Raw genomic sequence first — 13,683 nt, 5'->3', positions numbered from 1 at the left:
TTGAAGTGCGACTCTCCTTTATAATCAGATGGTTAGCAATGAAGGCTGCCATGGCCGCACGTTGGGCGCAGCGCGGTTCCGCTAGCGGTCAAGACCCCATCCGCCCCAACTTCCAGGCAAGCTGTAGCGTCTTTCCACCGCAGCACCCCGACCGTCAGCGGTGATGGTATCCAGCGCCTTCTGCATGCGGGCAACCATCGGCGCCGGCACTTTTTTGTTACATGCCAGGGCACCGATAGAGCGTGTCAGCCGCAAAACCATACGGACGGGCATGTTGATCTGTCGGGCCTGATACGGCGCAGCCCAGGCACCACCGGCATAAAGGTCGGCCCTTCCATTGAAGATATTGCCGATTTCTGCCGCCCCCTCGGCGGTGACCAGGGTGACGTCGGGTACATTCCGGGTGATGTCGCGAAGATGCCTTTCGACCGCACCGCCCGCCTGTACAGCAATCCGCAAGCCCGACAGATCAGCAGGGTCACTGATCCGCCGCTGAAAGCCAAGCGGGGCAAACAGGGCCCAGCCCCCTTCCATCAGCGGCACAACCCACTGATAATGTGGCCGCCGATCTTCAGTAAAATTCATCAAAAAGATGCAGGCATCGGCGCGACGGTCAACCGTTGCCAGCGCCTCTGGCCATGGCATGATGCTGAACTCATGGGCGATTTCGGCTTCCTGCATGATCAGCCGGACCTTGTCACTGGCCAGCCCCACCAATTGACCACTCGACGGGTCCAGGAAATTGACCGGTGGATTTGGCTCGGTCACCAGAAGCAGCGTCGGCTCCCCCTTCCGGGACTGAGCGTTGGCGATGGTCGGCGACAACAACCACAGACCCGCTGCCGCCAGACCGGCGGCCAGGAACCAAAAGTTGCAGCGCTGATCACGCACCGGGTCCAAATCCGTCGTACCCTTTGTTTCATGTCAGGCGATCTTGCGGCCTGCATGTAAACAGTACGCCTCAATCAACAAAGATGTGCAATGGCCAAGCCGCGTTCTATGTCCGCTGTCTTACGGCAAAAGATATATACAGTCCCCCCTATGCAAGTCGGGGGTGGTTAGGGTCGCTTCACTGAGGACAAAAGACGCCGATTACCACTCACACATCATCGTAAAGTGTTGAGGTGCCGGGGATATCGGCTTCCGGCACCTCCCGGATACCTGCGTTGCGCTGCCATTCACCACACCAGTCGGTAAAATTGGTGATCGGCATCGCGCCGGATGGAAAACGATCAGTGACCACCGGCGGGTAGCGACGGCACGTGCCTTTTGGCCCTCGTTCCCGCACCCCGTGACCGACCCAGAACCGGCAACTGTAGCAGTTATCCCCGCGCCGCAAGATGACATCCCCAAACTGTCACGTGTGGCGCTATTCTATAGTCACTCTCTTGTGAATTTCATAGTCATGCGACCGGCTGACCCCATCAAAGCCAATCAGGTGAGATGGCTGTCAATGTGGGCCCGGCTGCGCAAGGTGCGATGTACCGGGCAATTACCAGCAATCTCCAGCAGGCGCTGACGCTGTGCGGCATCCAGATTACCTTCCAGGCGGATGGCACGGGTAAAATGGTCAACCTTACCACCGGCATTGTCGGTCACGTCCCCTCCCACAGGCTCGCGCTTTTCATGGCTGACGGTGACCGAAACCCGTGTCAGAGGCAGGTTCTTGCGGTTGGCATACATGCGAATGGTCATGGAGGTGCAGGCGCCCAGGGCAGCCTGCAACAACTCATAAGGGTTCGGGCCTAACCCGGTACCGCCGACATCAGTGGGTTCATCCGCAATGAAACGGGTGCCGGCGGCGGTAACCAGATTATGGAAGGCCCCTTCCCCGGTTTCGCTGACGGTTACAGGCCCTTCATGCGCGGCCCCCGCCGGTTTAGGTGCGGTCGCTGTGTCCAGGCGCAGTGCCCGGCGGGCCCAGCCATCCACCAGACTGGCCACAAAGCCGGTATTGCGCTGATCGGCGACAAGATGGCCAGCCCCATCCAGGGCCACGAAACTTTTCGGATGTTTGGCCAACGACAGGATACGATCCGCCTCGGCCAGGGGCACAACCGGGTCTTTGGGGTCATGCAGCACCAATAACGGGCGACCAAGGCTGGCGATAACGTCCGCCATATCATGGCGGGCCACATCGGCCACAAAATCGGCTGTGATCGGCATTTCCCGGTCACCGACATTTAGTTGCACGCGCCCATCCCGCTGCATTTCGGCGTCGCGGCCAGCAATCTTGGCCAGCAATGTGTGGGGACCAGAGGGCGAGTTGACGGTGACAACCGCCCCGACCGACGGAAGATGGGCAGCCGCCCGCAGCATGGCGGTGCCTCCCAGACTGTGCCCGACCAGTAACCGGGGTGCCGCGATTTCCAGGGTCAGCGCGGCGGCGGCGGCCAGCAGGTCAGCCACATTGGTGGAAAAATTGGTCTCGTCAAAGGCCCCGGCACTGTTCCCCAGTCCGGTAAAATCAAAGCGTAGAACCGCCCAGCCGCGTTCTGCCAACCCGCGACTGATTCGGGCCGAAGCGTGGTAATCCTTGTTGCAGGTAAAGCAATGGGCAAAAATCGCCGTTGCAACGGGATTCCCGTCCGGCAGGTCGATACGCCCGGCGAGCGTAGCCCCTGTCGAACCGGCGAAGTTGAATTCCTGTGTTGCGCGCGCCATGGTGGCCCCCGTCTGCCCCGGCAAGATTGCTCCGTTCAGCCTTTAAGCTGAACCGGGCCCGAGGCAGGATGCAAGTGAATTGCCCTTGAACGGACCCATCATGCGCCTTCCCATTCATCCGCCGCTTCCCGGACAGAACAGCCCCAGCCAGGTGGAGGTCGTGCAGCATAATGTCCGGCACCAGGGGTTCATGAAGTTTTCGGTCATGACCCTGCGGCATGAGAGATTTGCCGGTGGCATGACCCCGGTGATCGAACGTGACATCTGCCACCGCGGTTATGCGGTGGCCATCGTACTGTATGACCCACAGGCCGATATGCTGGTCATGGTGGAACAGTTCCGCATTGGCGCCTTTGCGGCCGGCGTCAATCCCTGGATGCTGGAATTTGTGGCCGGCATGGTCAAGCCCGGCGAAGACCCCGCAGAGGTGGCCATCCGGGAAGCGGCCGAGGAAGCGGGCTGCATGCCCCGCGATGTACGCCGGGTCTATACGATGATGCCCAGCCCCGGCGGGTGCACCGAGGTGGTGGAGATCTTCTTCGGTGTGGTGGACAGCACCGGCGTTGGCGGTATCCACGGGCTTGAGGATGAAGTGGAGGATATCCGCGTTCATCTGGTGCCAGCGGAAACTGCCATTGCCCTGCTGGATGGCGATCGGGTACCCAGTGGCTTCACCCTTTTGGGCCTGTCATGGTTTGCCCGTCATCGGGATCGCATGCGCGCGGATTATGGTGTGGTTTAAGGAATTGTACACCTGTGTTGCGCCTTGCGAGCAGCAGCGGTGCGGAAGCGAGCACTGGTAATTGCACAGATGTGTGGCCATATTGGCGCCTGGGTTTCACACAACATCCAAGGGCAATTGCTGTGGACGTGCGCAACGGATTTCTGGACAGTATCGGCCGCACCCCCCTCATTCGCTTGAACGGTCCGTCGGCGCTAACGGGATGCGAGATCTATGGCAAGGCCGAATTCCTGAATCCCGGTGGATCGGTCAAGGACCGTGCCGCTCTGGCCATAGTGCAGGATGCGATTGACCGCGGCCAGTTGCGCCCGGGTGGCACTATCGTAGAGGGCACAGCGGGTAACACCGGCATCGGTTTGGCGCTGGTGGCCAATGCGCTGGGCTTCCGGACCGTTATCGTGATGCCGGAGACGCAGAGCCAGGAAAAGAAGGACATGCTGCGCCTGTGCGGGGCGGACTTGCGGCTGGTGCCCGCCGTACCGTTCAAGGACCCCGGCAATTATGTCCATGTGTCCCGTCGAATTGCCGAAGAACTGGCCGCGACAGAGCCGAATGGTGCCATCTGGGCCAACCAGTTCGATAATCTGGCCAACCGTGAAGGGCATCGCCGGACAACAGGACCGGAGATTTACGCCCAACTGGACGGCAAGGTCGACGCGTTCACCTGTGCAACCGGCACCGGCGGCACCTTGGCCGGCATCGCGCTGGCCCTGAAAGAACGCAAGCCGGATGTTAAAATCGTGCTGGCCGACCCGATGGGATCAGCCTTGTTCAGTTGGAAAAAGACCGGCGAGTTAAAAGCCGAAGGCACATCTATTACCGAAGGGATCGGTCAGGGCCGAGTCACGGCCAATCTGGTTGATGCTCCAATAGATGATGCGGTTCAGGTCACGGATGAGGAAGCACTGCCTATCGTTTTTGACCTGTTGAAAAATGAAGGGCTGGTACTGGGTGGGTCGAGCGGCATCAATGTCGGCGCGGCGATCAAGGTGGCACGGATGTTGGGACCCGGCCACAAGATCGTGACCATCCTGTGTGATGGCGGGTCGCGCTATCAATCGAAGCTGTTCAATCCAGCTTTCCTGCGCGAAAAAGGTCTGCCGGTGCCTGACTGGCTGGAATAATCGTAAGGTGGACGCCCATGACCCTGCTGTTCCGTGACGACCCGTACCAGGTTGAGGCCGAGGCGGTGGTGTTGGCGGCAGGGCCGGATGGCATCATCCTGGATCGTACCCTGTTTTATCCCAATGGCGGCGGCCAACCAGGTGACACCGGCAGCCTGCGTTGGGACGGTGGCAGCACCGCGATCATTGATGCCCGCAAGGCGCAGGCACTGGTGGAACAGGGCGCACAGGTCCTGCACATCCCGGCGCCCGACGCGTTGATCCCGCCTGTTGGCGCGACGGTAACGCAACAAATCGACTGGGACCGCCGCCACCGGCATATGCGGATGCACACGACCCTGCATCTTCTCTGTGCCGTGGTGCCAGGGGCCGTGACCGGCGGCCAGGTGGGTGCTGACCGCTCGCGTCTGGATTTTGATGTGCCCTCAGCCAGTCTGGACAAGGACGCAATCGAAACCGCGGTCAATGAACTGATTGCCGCCGACTATCCGGTGCGTGAACGCACCATCACGGATACCGAGCTGGACGCCACCCCCGATCTGGTCCGTACGATGTCAGTAAAGCCACCGACAGGGTCGGGGTCCGTCCGGCTGTTACAGATCGGCACAGATGATGCGATCATCGACCTACAGCCGTGCGGTGGTACCCATGTCGCCCGAACCGGTGAAATTGGCGGCATCACGATCGTGAAGATCGAGAATAAGGGTAAGCAGAACCGCCGGGTGCAGTTGGCGCTGCGGGATAAGGAATGAACCGGCGGTGCCGGCGTCGCACTGGTGCAGGATCGGAGAGCATGTGATGAGTGATCCCTTGGTATCCCCGCTATGGCTGGAAAGCCACCTGCGTGACGCTGACCTGCGGGTCCTGGACGCTTCCTGGCATCTGCCGACGGCCAAGCGCGATCCCCGGGCGGAGTTCACGGCCCAGCGTATTCCCGGGGCACAGTTCTTTGATATTGACGGGATTTCTGATCCAGATACCCCCCTTCCCCACATGCTGCCCAGTGCTGAGCGCTTCACAGCATCTGTGGAGGCATTGGGCATAGGGTCAGACAGCATCATCGTGATCTACGACGTTACCGGTCTTTCCAGCGCGGCCCGCGCCTGGTGGATGTTCCGGGTCTTTGGCCATGACAAGGTATTTGTCCTGGATGGCGGCCTGCCCGGTTGGCAGAAAATCGGCGGACCGTTGGACAGTGGGCCGGTACAGCCCCCGATCCCTGGTCAGTTCTGTGCGCGTTACCAAGCCCACCTCGTGCGATCGGTGGAGGAGATGCGGGCCAATTTGCAGAACCATGCTGAACAGGTGCTGGATGCCCGCGCCGCCGGTCGGTTCGACGGCACGGTGGCAGAACCACGTCCGGGCTTGCGGGGGGGCCATATCCCCGGAGCCCGCAATCTGCCCTACAGCGATATCCTGGACCCGGAAACCAAACAGATGCTCGCCGGGGACGCCCTTGGTGACCGGTTCAGACAGGCCGGCATCGACCTGTCCAAACCCATCACGACCTCATGCGGCAGCGGTGTGACCGCTGCCGTGCTGACCCTGGGGCTGCATCGGTTGGGCATTGACACTGTCGCGCTGTATGATGGGTCCTGGACCGAATGGGGAGGACGCGACGACCTGCCCGTGGCCACGGGACCTGTGGGGTAACCCTCTGTCCCCCCCTCAACCAACATGGCGAGACTTGGCGGACACCGGGTCGATCCAGACGATACTGCCGTTATGGTGGAGACATCACAGATGGATGGGTCCTTTGCACCCACCACAGGAAATGGACGATGACCGACAAGCTCTCCGCCCCGCCGCCCGGCCATATCAAGGTGACGGTCACTTATCTGGAAATGGCAGCCAAACCTGCGCGCCGGCAACGGCCGCATCCGCACGGTCTGTCGCTGTTAAGGGCGGAGAACTGCACCTTCTCTTTCTACCGCTATCTCTACGACACGGTGGGCGAGGAATGGTTGTGGTGGTTCCGCCGTGCCATGCCGGCCGATGATCTGCGCGCCATCCTGGCCGACAATCGCACGGAGATCTATGTGGCCTATGTGGCCGGGGTGCCGGCGGGTTATGTCGAACTCAGCCGAACCAACCCCGGCATGTGCGAATTGCAATATCTGGGACTAATCCCGGAGTTTATTGGTCGGGGTATCGGCGGCTGGCTGCTGGAATGGGCGATTGAGGCCGCGTGGAACGGTGCCGGTGTAGAGAAGATCACAGTTAATACCTGTGATCTGGACCATCCCCGCGCCCTGATGACCTATCAGAAAGCCGGGTTCCGGCCAGTCGGTCAGGAAGTGCGGTTCGATCCGGACCCGCGTCTGGCCGGATTGATCCCGATGACGGCCGGGTCACATGTCGCCCTGCCTGATCAGCCCCTGCCTGGACCTGAGGCCACACCCGCATGAGCAGCATCGACAAGCACGGCCCGTTTGCCGAGGAAACCCGCCTGATCCATGCCGGGCGCGCGCCGGCATTGTTTGGTGGTGCCGTGAATATCCCTCCCTTCCGGGCCTCAACCGTGCTGTTTCAGACGCTGGCTGACCTGGATGCCCATGACCCCGCCCTGCGTATGGTGCGGTATGGCCGAACCGGCAACCCTTCCAGCCATGCCTTTGAGGCGGCGATCACAGAACTGGAGGAAGGGCACGATGCGGTATCCTTTGCCTCTGGCCTGCAGGCCATCACCAGCAGCCTTCTGGCCTTCACCCGGCAGGGCGACCATGTGCTGATCGCGGATACGGCCTATGCCCCCACACGCGGTTTCGCCAATGGCATTTTAAGCCGGTCCGGGATCACCGTCGAATATTTCGATCCGGGCATCGGCGCCGGGATCACAGCCCTGCTGCGCCCGACCACACGCGTGGTTTTTCTGGAGTCACCAGGGTCGCTGACCTTTGAAGTGCAGGACGTGCCGGCGATCTGCGCCGCAGTGACTGCTGCCAATCCCGATATTGTGCTGATGATCGACAATACCTGGGCTGCGGGCCTGTTGTTCAAACCGCTGAAGCACGGGGTCCATGTCTCGATCCAGTCGGCAACCAAATATGTGGGCGGGCATTCCGATGCCAGCCTGGGTGTAGCGGTCTGTATGCGGCAGGATCATTGGCTTCGCCTGAAGAAAGCGGCCATTGAACTGGGCGCCTGCGCGTCGGCGGATGATCTGTTCCTGGGACTGCGCGGTCTGCGCAGTCTGCAGGTCCGTCTGCGTCGGCACCATGAATCCGGTATCAAGGTCGCTCGCTGGCTTGAGGCGCGTCCGGAGGTGACGCGGGTCCGCCACCCTGCCCTGCCCGACTGTCCCGGCCATGCGCTTTGGGTACGGGATTTCACCGGGGCCTGCGGCCTGTTTGCGTTTGAAATCGCACCGGTTCCGCGCCCTGCCCTGGCTGCCATGGTCGATGGCATGCACCATTTCGGGATGGGGTATAGTTGGGGCGGCTTTGAAAGCCTGATCCTGCCGTCAAACCCGGCAGCGATCCGCACAGCCACCCCGTGGGCTGGCGGCGAGTTGATCCGGCTGCATATCGGGCTGGAAGATGCCGATGACCTGATCGCTGATCTGGATGCCGGTTTTGCCCGACTGAATGCCGCGTTGGAGGCGAAATGACCCCGTTCCCCCTGCCCGATAGCGCTATTGCGATGGCGTTGGACGCCGTCACGTTCGATGCCGATGGACTGGTTCCGGCCATCGCCCAACAGCATGACAGTGGCGAGGTGCTGATGATGGCCTGGATGAACCGGGACAGCATCGCGGAGACCCTGCGGACAGGCCGTGTCTGTTATTGGTCGCGCTCCCGCCAGTCCTTTTGGCGCAAAGGTGAAAGCTCGGGGCAGACCCAGATGCTGATCGAATGGCGCGTCGATTGTGATGGCGACACATTATTGCTGCGCGTTGACCAACAGGGGCCGGCCTGTCACACGGGCCGTCGATCCTGCTTTTACCGGCGAGCGGAAACGACAGGTCTGCATGTTACCGACCCGATCCTGATGTCACCGGAGGCATTGTACGGTAAGCCGGATCCTTCTCCAGGTTTCTGAATGGCCCAAACAGAAAGCCCAGCCATAAGTTCATAACTTCAGGGCTGTGACACACTGGTGGATGCGTGTACGGTGGCCAGGTCGTGATGCTACCGGACATTGTCGGATGAAGGAACTGCGCTGCATTCTGTTCAAGGACCGGGAAGTGCTGTCCGCGATTCTGGATCGTAAACGGCGCTTAAAAGAAGAGCTGCCAGCAGGGCAGATCACCGGCCTGAGCCTGAACAGCGTGGATGAGAGCATCAATTGCACCATCACATATGACAATGGCCACCATTCTTTGACCATTCCGGAAACAGAGCTGCAGGCGGCCCTGTTGGCCCATTGCATGGCCCGAAAGGTGCCATTGCCGGTGGATGCCGACAAGAATGTCCATCTGATCAATGGGCGCGCGACCTTGATGATCACCATAAACTTTAATCGCGCTGCCCGTTTGGTGCATGTCGCCGCCGCAGAAAAACGCGCCCTGCCCGTCTGACCAGGTTGGCACTGACAGTTGCGACCCTGTCCGTCATCGTTGGGTCGTAACGGCCCCTCCATGAGGTCCGAAAACCAGAACCCCCGGTGCGAAAGCCGATCAGGTTCCACCGCACGGACCTCAGATTTTGGAGCGTTTTTGCGGTCACCGTAAATCCGCGCGCTCAATCGGGGCGGTTGCGGCTCCTTGGTGCGCGCATCACCCGCAGCAGCAGCAGGATTAGGGCGACAGGCACAACGATGATCGCCCCCTGGCGCATATAGGGCCATGCCCATCCGAAAAGGTCGGCAAGCGCGTCGGGGACCTGCCCCAGTACAGCCAGGGCATGGCGCAGTAGGTCGCCCGGTGTCCAGCCCAACCAGGCCAGCACCAACCCCACCGCCAGCGACCAGATCAGGATACGGATCAGAAAACGCATGTCATCGCCTGTACCCGAATGCACGCGAGCACGCAACAGCCCACCATCACCGGTCAGATAAATTGCTTTTTAGAATAATTCGTCTGTTTATTGCGATGTAAATATCAATTCAAAAAGAAAGGACGGCGACCTTGCGGTCGCCGCCCGTCCTGACCCTGCGTTTGTCTCTTAGAAGAGACGCAGGATGGCCTGCTGGGCCTGGTTGGCCAGGGAGAGGGAGATGGTGCCGAGCTGCTGGCGGGTCTGCAACAGCAGCAGGTTTGCACCTTCCTCGTTCTGATCAGCCTGGATCAGCTTATTGGAACCCTCGGTCAACACGTTCGAGAACTCGCTCGTGAAGGTTTCGCGGGTCTGGATCACATTCAGGTTCGTGGACAGCGCCTGAGATGTCGACCGCAGCCTTGAGGTCGCAAAGTCCAGGCTGGCCACGGCCTTGTCGATATCGGAGCGATCCAGGAAGCCGTTCTGAGCATAATCCAGACGCAAGCCCTGACCATCGGTCTGAATGTTCTGCGAGGCCACCGAGATTGTGGAGGTGTTGTTCTCGTTGAACTGCACCGTCAGATCGTTTTCGGTATTCGCATCCGTCCGCTGAACCGTGATCAGATTGTTCGACAGGTTTGCCGAAGCCGCCTGTTTCAGAACCGAACTGTCAACCTCGAACCGGACCGTACCGCTGTCAAAGGCCAGTGAGTTCTCACCATCCGACAGCTTGCCGGCACCGCGGGCATTGTTGCCCGACCGTTCGATGGTCACACCGTTCAGGTTGGTGGCCGACACGGTCAGATCGACGTTCTTTTCGATCGTGGACGTACCGTTAGCGGCCGTTCCCAGATCTTCCAGGGCTTTGCGATCCACTGTGAAGGTGACAACAGTGCCGGACGAGAAGGAGATGGACACCGCCTTTTCAGCCGCATTTGTGGTGGTGGCACCGACCGCGAAGCTGACGCCCGTACCAGTCGTTTCAGACGACGTGATGGTGAAGCCTTCGATGGTGCCATCGTTATCCTCATCCAGATCGGCGATGCTGAAGCGACCGGTGGCACCGGTGCCGCCGCCGACGGCGTTATCCACGATGTCACGCAGCTTCTCGGCAATGGCAGCGCGGCGTTCAGCCGGAACAGCGGACGTCACGTCCTCGTCAACCGCCGTGTAGGTGAAAGCCTGACCGTTCACGGTGGCCGTGAAGGTGTCACCCTTCTCGATCGCACCACCGATGGTTATCTTCGACACCTGCGCCACACCGGACTTGCCAGCGGTCACATTGGCCGCGGTCGCCGACTGGGTGTTGTCGAAGAACTTCACCGTCCGGCTTTCGCCATTTTCGGTGACAACCAGCGTACGCTCACGTCCGGCATTACCGCGCATCTGAATGCTGATGTCGGAGAAGTTGCCAGCGGTGGACGACAGCGTGCCCGAAACCTTCAGCGAAGTGATGCCGCGGGCATCTTCGGCCTTGGCGATATCTTCCAGATCAGCACTGATTGCGCCGGTACCGGAGACACGGATGGAGTAGGTGTCGGCGCTGACCACGTTGGTGACGCGGCTGTTGGACAAGCCGTTGATGGAGTTCACCTTGGCACGGCTTTCGGCCGTGCTGTCCAGCGTCAGGCCGTTACCGACCAGCAGGTTCTTGCCCTGATAACCGCTGTCCCGGGCGATCTTGTCGATCTGGTCCTTGATGCGGTTGAACTGTTCGGCCAGCGACTTACGGGTGGCGATCGATGCCGCGTCGGTACCCAGGTTACCGTAGGCAGTGGTCGTCAGACCCTTAGCCTGTTCCACCAGGCTTTCGATCGCGGTGATACCCTTGTCGCCAGCCTGGATCGTGCTGATCGACTGACCCATGCTTTCCTTGAGCTTGGACAGGTCACCGGCCCGAACGCTAAGGCCCTTAGCCGCGAAGAAATTGGTGGGACCGTCCAGGGCAGAATTCACCTTGTTGCCCGTTGCCAGACGGTTCTGAATGCTTTCTACCTGCTTGTTGGTCTTCTGGAGCAGCAGCAGGTTGTTTCGCATTCCTGCGGTCAACTGAACGTCACTGGTCGACATGGTATATCTCCTTTTGAGCCGTGAGAGGGGCCGTTTCGGCCCAAATCGATCTCGTGGACTGATCAGGAAGGACGTCGCCGTAACCGTGGAAGACGCCGGGTGCGGTGCAGGACCGGCAGTTTCTTTTCGGATCGGGCAATCCGTTTTGCTGATCGCGGTATCAGACTTGCTTGTTCGGCTTTCGCCGTGAGGCCGGTCGGCACCGCTACTCGCTCAACGCCTTGTCCAGAGCTTCGGTCTCTTCCTCCTGAGGGTGAACACGATGGGTTCGACAGGGGATAAGCAGGAAGCGTGCCAAGTCTTAGAATGACGACGGACCTGTACTTAAGAGGTATTTTTCGGGGCCGAGCAGGACAGGCACGGTGGTTTCTTCCCGGCATCGGGGCGGGATTGTCAGGACCGGGCGGCGATTTTTGCCTAGGCAGGCATTTCCTGCCGAGTGATGAAAATGGTCCCACAAAGCCGGAAAGCGGCGGCTTTTGCCGGCCTGAGCCATGCTTGGCATGCTTGCGGGCAAACAAAAGGGCCGCCAGTCACGATGGACAGGCGGCCCTTGCAGAACGGAAAGATGGCGACCCCAGCAGGATTCGAACCTGCGACCGCTCGCTTAGAAGGCGAGTGCTCTATCCAGCTGAGCTATGGGGCCGGATAGCGCTCGGATCAGAAACGGCCGATGCGCGGCCGATCGGTGCGGAAATTATCCGCGTAGTTCTTGGGGATCACCCGGCGCTCCTGCCATTCAGCGATATCGGCGTCCCAACCCTTCTTTGTGGCAAAGGCCAGGGCGGCCTCCTTGGTCGGGAACTTCATCCGCACCTGATTAAGGGTATCACCAGAGCTGGTCCAGCCCATCATGGGTTCGGGACGACGCGGGGTGGCCGGCTCATATTCCAACACCCAATCACCGACCTTGCCACGGCCGGACTGCATCGTGGTCTTGGAGGGCTGGTAGATCCGGACCTTCATGGCTGACCCTGTCACACAGATGGTTGAACAGAAAGGAATGGTCGGAGCGAGAGGATTCGAACCTCCGGCCTGCTGGACCCAAACCAGCCGCGCTACCAGGCTGCGCTACGCTCCGACATTCAGCCGGTGGGAATACACCACCGAAAGCATGGGGGCAAGCATCCCAACACACGCCACCCGCACATGGCCCCAATCCGTTTTCAGGTTCATGCGGCCTGACGCCGCAGAAGAGCCCCCAGCGAGGCCGGCGCCATGACAAGAAGATTGCCCAGGACTGCCAGCAACAGCCCGGCGATGCCAGCGGGCGTCCAGTGATAATCCTCGAAAAGGGTAGACACAACCAGCGCTACCACGGGCGTCATGATGGCGACATACCCTGAACGGCCGGGCCCGATACGCCCCAACAATGTGAAATAACACAGAAAAGCGGCGATAGAGCCAAACAGGGCCAGATAGAGCAGAGAAAGAAAATAGGGCATGGACGGGACAATCGCAAAGCTGGCCCCCTGGATCAACGCGACCAACACCATGAACAAGGCACCAACCAGCATCGACCAAGCCGTTGTCGTGATCAGCGGCATTTCGGCCTTGCGGGTCTTGGACACAACCATGTTGCCCAGCGAAGCAGAATAATTGGAAATCATCATCAGGCCGAATCCGATCAATGCCCCGCCCGTCAGAACACCCCCATCCAGCTCCGGCGTGAACAGCAGCAGCACGCCCGCTACCCCCATCATGCCCCCGACCAGCACGGCGGGCCGGATCGGCTGCCCTAGAAACAGTCGGGCATTGACGACATTCATCACTGACAGGACCGAACCGGCGACAGCCACCAGACCGGACGGCAGAAGTTCCGTGGCCTTGTAGACCATGAAATAGTTCAGCGAAAAGTTCAGCAGACCCGCACCGAGGATCAGGCCCCACCCGTCGCGTTTGGGGAGAATCGGCTGTCGACGCAGCGCCAGCCAGGCCAGCAACACACCGCCTGCCAACAAGAATCGATAAGCGACCGAAACAGCCGGATGCACGGCCCCCAACTGGAACGTGATGGCATACCAGGTTGAGCCCCAGATCAGGACCGAACAGAAAAACAAAGCAAGATTGACGGGCATGAAGGCACCGGTGGCGTGTATTCCGGCCTCAGCCTATAGACCCGCCGCGCGGTGCGTCCAATCCGATTGTTGTGGGGGTGACAAGT

14 protein-coding genes and 2 tRNA genes are annotated in these 13,683 nt (G+C 60.4%); 8 read left to right on the top strand and 8 right to left on the bottom strand.

Translation table 11 applies throughout. The features are described from left to right. Nucleotides 1-81 precede the first annotated feature (81 nt). Both CHU95_RS19380 and CHU95_RS19370 read right to left on the bottom strand, forming a co-directional pair. Complete coding sequence (locus CHU95_RS19380; protein WP_165772267.1) at nt 82-891, bottom strand: substrate-binding periplasmic protein; 810 nt, start codon at nt 889-891, stop codon at nt 82-84. Between the two features lie 543 nt (nt 892-1,434). After that, nucleotides 1,435-2,664 carry a bifunctional alpha/beta hydrolase/OsmC family protein gene (locus tag CHU95_RS19370; RefSeq protein WP_094457931.1) on the bottom strand — a complete coding sequence of 410 codons (1,230 nt, stop codon included), beginning with the start codon at nt 2,662-2,664 and terminating at the stop codon, nt 1,435-1,437. Nucleotides 2,665-2,764: 100 nt separating this feature from the next. On the opposite strand from CHU95_RS19370, the gene CHU95_RS19365 reads away from it, so the two are divergent. The 8 genes from CHU95_RS19365 (at nt 2,765) to CHU95_RS19330 (ending at nt 9,049) form a co-directional block, all read left to right on the top strand. Next, nucleotides 2,765-3,406: an NUDIX domain-containing protein gene (locus tag CHU95_RS19365; RefSeq protein WP_094457930.1), complete on the top strand. Its 642-nt coding sequence runs from the start codon at nt 2,765-2,767 to the stop codon at nt 3,404-3,406. Nucleotides 3,407-3,528: 122 nt separating this feature from the next. Next, nucleotides 3,529-4,530 carry a cysteine synthase A gene (locus CHU95_RS19360; RefSeq protein ID WP_094458011.1) on the top strand — a complete coding sequence of 334 codons (1,002 nt, stop codon included), beginning with the start codon at nt 3,529-3,531 and terminating at the stop codon, nt 4,528-4,530. Between the two features lie 17 nt (nt 4,531-4,547). Beyond that, nucleotides 4,548-5,282 (top strand): alanyl-tRNA editing protein, encoded by a 735-nt coding sequence (locus CHU95_RS19355; protein WP_094457929.1) that lies wholly within the window; start codon nt 4,548-4,550, stop codon nt 5,280-5,282. Nucleotides 5,283-5,328: 46 nt separating this feature from the next. Further along, a complete protein-coding gene (gene sseA / locus CHU95_RS19350) occupies nt 5,329-6,183 on the top strand; it encodes a 3-mercaptopyruvate sulfurtransferase (RefSeq protein ID WP_094457928.1) in 855 nt (284 codons plus the stop codon). Nucleotides 6,184-6,311: 128 nt separating this feature from the next. Next, on the top strand, nt 6,312-6,938 hold the full coding sequence (locus CHU95_RS19345; protein ID WP_094457927.1) for a GNAT family N-acetyltransferase: 627 nt from the start codon (nt 6,312-6,314) through the stop codon (nt 6,936-6,938). Then, nucleotides 6,935-8,140, top strand: coding sequence for a cystathionine beta-lyase (gene metC / locus CHU95_RS19340; protein ID WP_094457926.1), 1,206 nt, complete (start codon nt 6,935-6,937; stop codon nt 8,138-8,140). The genes CHU95_RS19345 and metC overlap by 4 nt, the downstream gene beginning before the upstream one ends. Next, the gene (gene hisI, locus CHU95_RS19335; RefSeq protein WP_094457925.1) at nt 8,137-8,571 is read left to right on the top strand and encodes a phosphoribosyl-AMP cyclohydrolase; all 435 of its coding nucleotides are present in this window, start codon (nt 8,137-8,139) and stop codon (nt 8,569-8,571) included. The genes metC and hisI overlap by 4 nt, the downstream gene beginning before the upstream one ends. Before the next feature lie 106 nt (nt 8,572-8,677). Continuing rightward, nucleotides 8,678-9,049: a hypothetical protein gene (locus CHU95_RS19330; protein ID WP_094457924.1), complete on the top strand. Its 372-nt coding sequence runs from the start codon at nt 8,678-8,680 to the stop codon at nt 9,047-9,049. A gap of 163 nt (nt 9,050-9,212) precedes the next feature. Here CHU95_RS19330 and CHU95_RS19325 read toward each other — a convergent pair whose 3' ends face one another. The 6 genes from CHU95_RS19325 to CHU95_RS19300 form a co-directional block, all read right to left on the bottom strand. After that, on the bottom strand, nt 9,213-9,467 hold the full coding sequence (locus CHU95_RS19325; RefSeq protein WP_094458010.1) for a hypothetical protein: 255 nt from the start codon (nt 9,465-9,467) through the stop codon (nt 9,213-9,215). 168 nt (nt 9,468-9,635) lie between these two features. Further along, nucleotides 9,636-11,519 (bottom strand): flagellin N-terminal helical domain-containing protein, encoded by a 1,884-nt coding sequence (locus tag CHU95_RS19320; protein ID WP_094457923.1) that lies wholly within the window; start codon nt 11,517-11,519, stop codon nt 9,636-9,638. A gap of 569 nt (nt 11,520-12,088) precedes the next feature. Further along, nucleotides 12,089-12,165 (bottom strand) — tRNA-Arg (locus CHU95_RS19315). Nucleotides 12,166-12,179: 14 nt separating this feature from the next. Then, the gene (locus CHU95_RS19310) at nt 12,180-12,485 is read right to left on the bottom strand and encodes an ETC complex I subunit (protein ID WP_094457922.1); all 306 of its coding nucleotides are present in this window, start codon (nt 12,483-12,485) and stop codon (nt 12,180-12,182) included. A gap of 38 nt (nt 12,486-12,523) precedes the next feature. Further along, nucleotides 12,524-12,600 (bottom strand) — tRNA-Pro (locus tag CHU95_RS19305). A gap of 91 nt (nt 12,601-12,691) precedes the next feature. Further along, on the bottom strand, nt 12,692-13,597 hold the full coding sequence (locus CHU95_RS19300; protein ID WP_094457921.1) for a DMT family transporter: 906 nt from the start codon (nt 13,595-13,597) through the stop codon (nt 12,692-12,694). Nucleotides 13,598-13,683: the final 86 nt, after the last annotated feature.

This window comes from Niveispirillum lacus (assembly GCF_002251795.1).
Lineage (GTDB): Bacteria > Pseudomonadota > Alphaproteobacteria > Azospirillales > Azospirillaceae > Niveispirillum > Niveispirillum lacus.
This window is presented reverse-complemented; position numbering and strand designations above follow the sequence as displayed.

Bases quoted from the DNA above. Each gene is read 5' to 3' on its own strand.
- CHU95_RS19300 (WP_094457921.1), bottom strand. From the start codon at position 13,597: ATGCCCGTCAATCTTGCTTTGTTTTTCTGTTCGGTCCTGATCTGGGGC.
- CHU95_RS19310 (WP_094457922.1), bottom strand. From the start codon at position 12,485: ATGAAGGTCCGGATCTACCAGCCCTCCAAGACCACGATGCAGTCCGGC.
- metC (WP_094457926.1), top strand. From the start codon at position 6,935: ATGAGCAGCATCGACAAGCACGGCCCGTTTGCCGAGGAAACCCGCCTG.
- sseA (WP_094457928.1), top strand. From the start codon at position 5,329: ATGAGTGATCCCTTGGTATCCCCGCTATGGCTGGAAAGCCACCTGCGT.
- CHU95_RS19345 (WP_094457927.1), top strand. From the start codon at position 6,312: ATGACCGACAAGCTCTCCGCCCCGCCGCCCGGCCATATCAAGGTGACG.
- CHU95_RS19325 (WP_094458010.1), bottom strand. From the start codon at position 9,467: ATGCGTTTTCTGATCCGTATCCTGATCTGGTCGCTGGCGGTGGGGTTG.
- hisI (WP_094457925.1), top strand. From the start codon at position 8,137: ATGACCCCGTTCCCCCTGCCCGATAGCGCTATTGCGATGGCGTTGGAC.
- CHU95_RS19370 (WP_094457931.1), bottom strand. From the start codon at position 2,664: ATGGCGCGCGCAACACAGGAATTCAACTTCGCCGGTTCGACAGGGGCT.
- CHU95_RS19365 (WP_094457930.1), top strand. From the start codon at position 2,765: ATGCGCCTTCCCATTCATCCGCCGCTTCCCGGACAGAACAGCCCCAGC.
- CHU95_RS19355 (WP_094457929.1), top strand. From the start codon at position 4,548: ATGACCCTGCTGTTCCGTGACGACCCGTACCAGGTTGAGGCCGAGGCG.
- CHU95_RS19330 (WP_094457924.1), top strand. From the start codon at position 8,678: ATGAAGGAACTGCGCTGCATTCTGTTCAAGGACCGGGAAGTGCTGTCC.
- CHU95_RS19320 (WP_094457923.1), bottom strand. From the start codon at position 11,519: ATGTCGACCAGTGACGTTCAGTTGACCGCAGGAATGCGAAACAACCTG.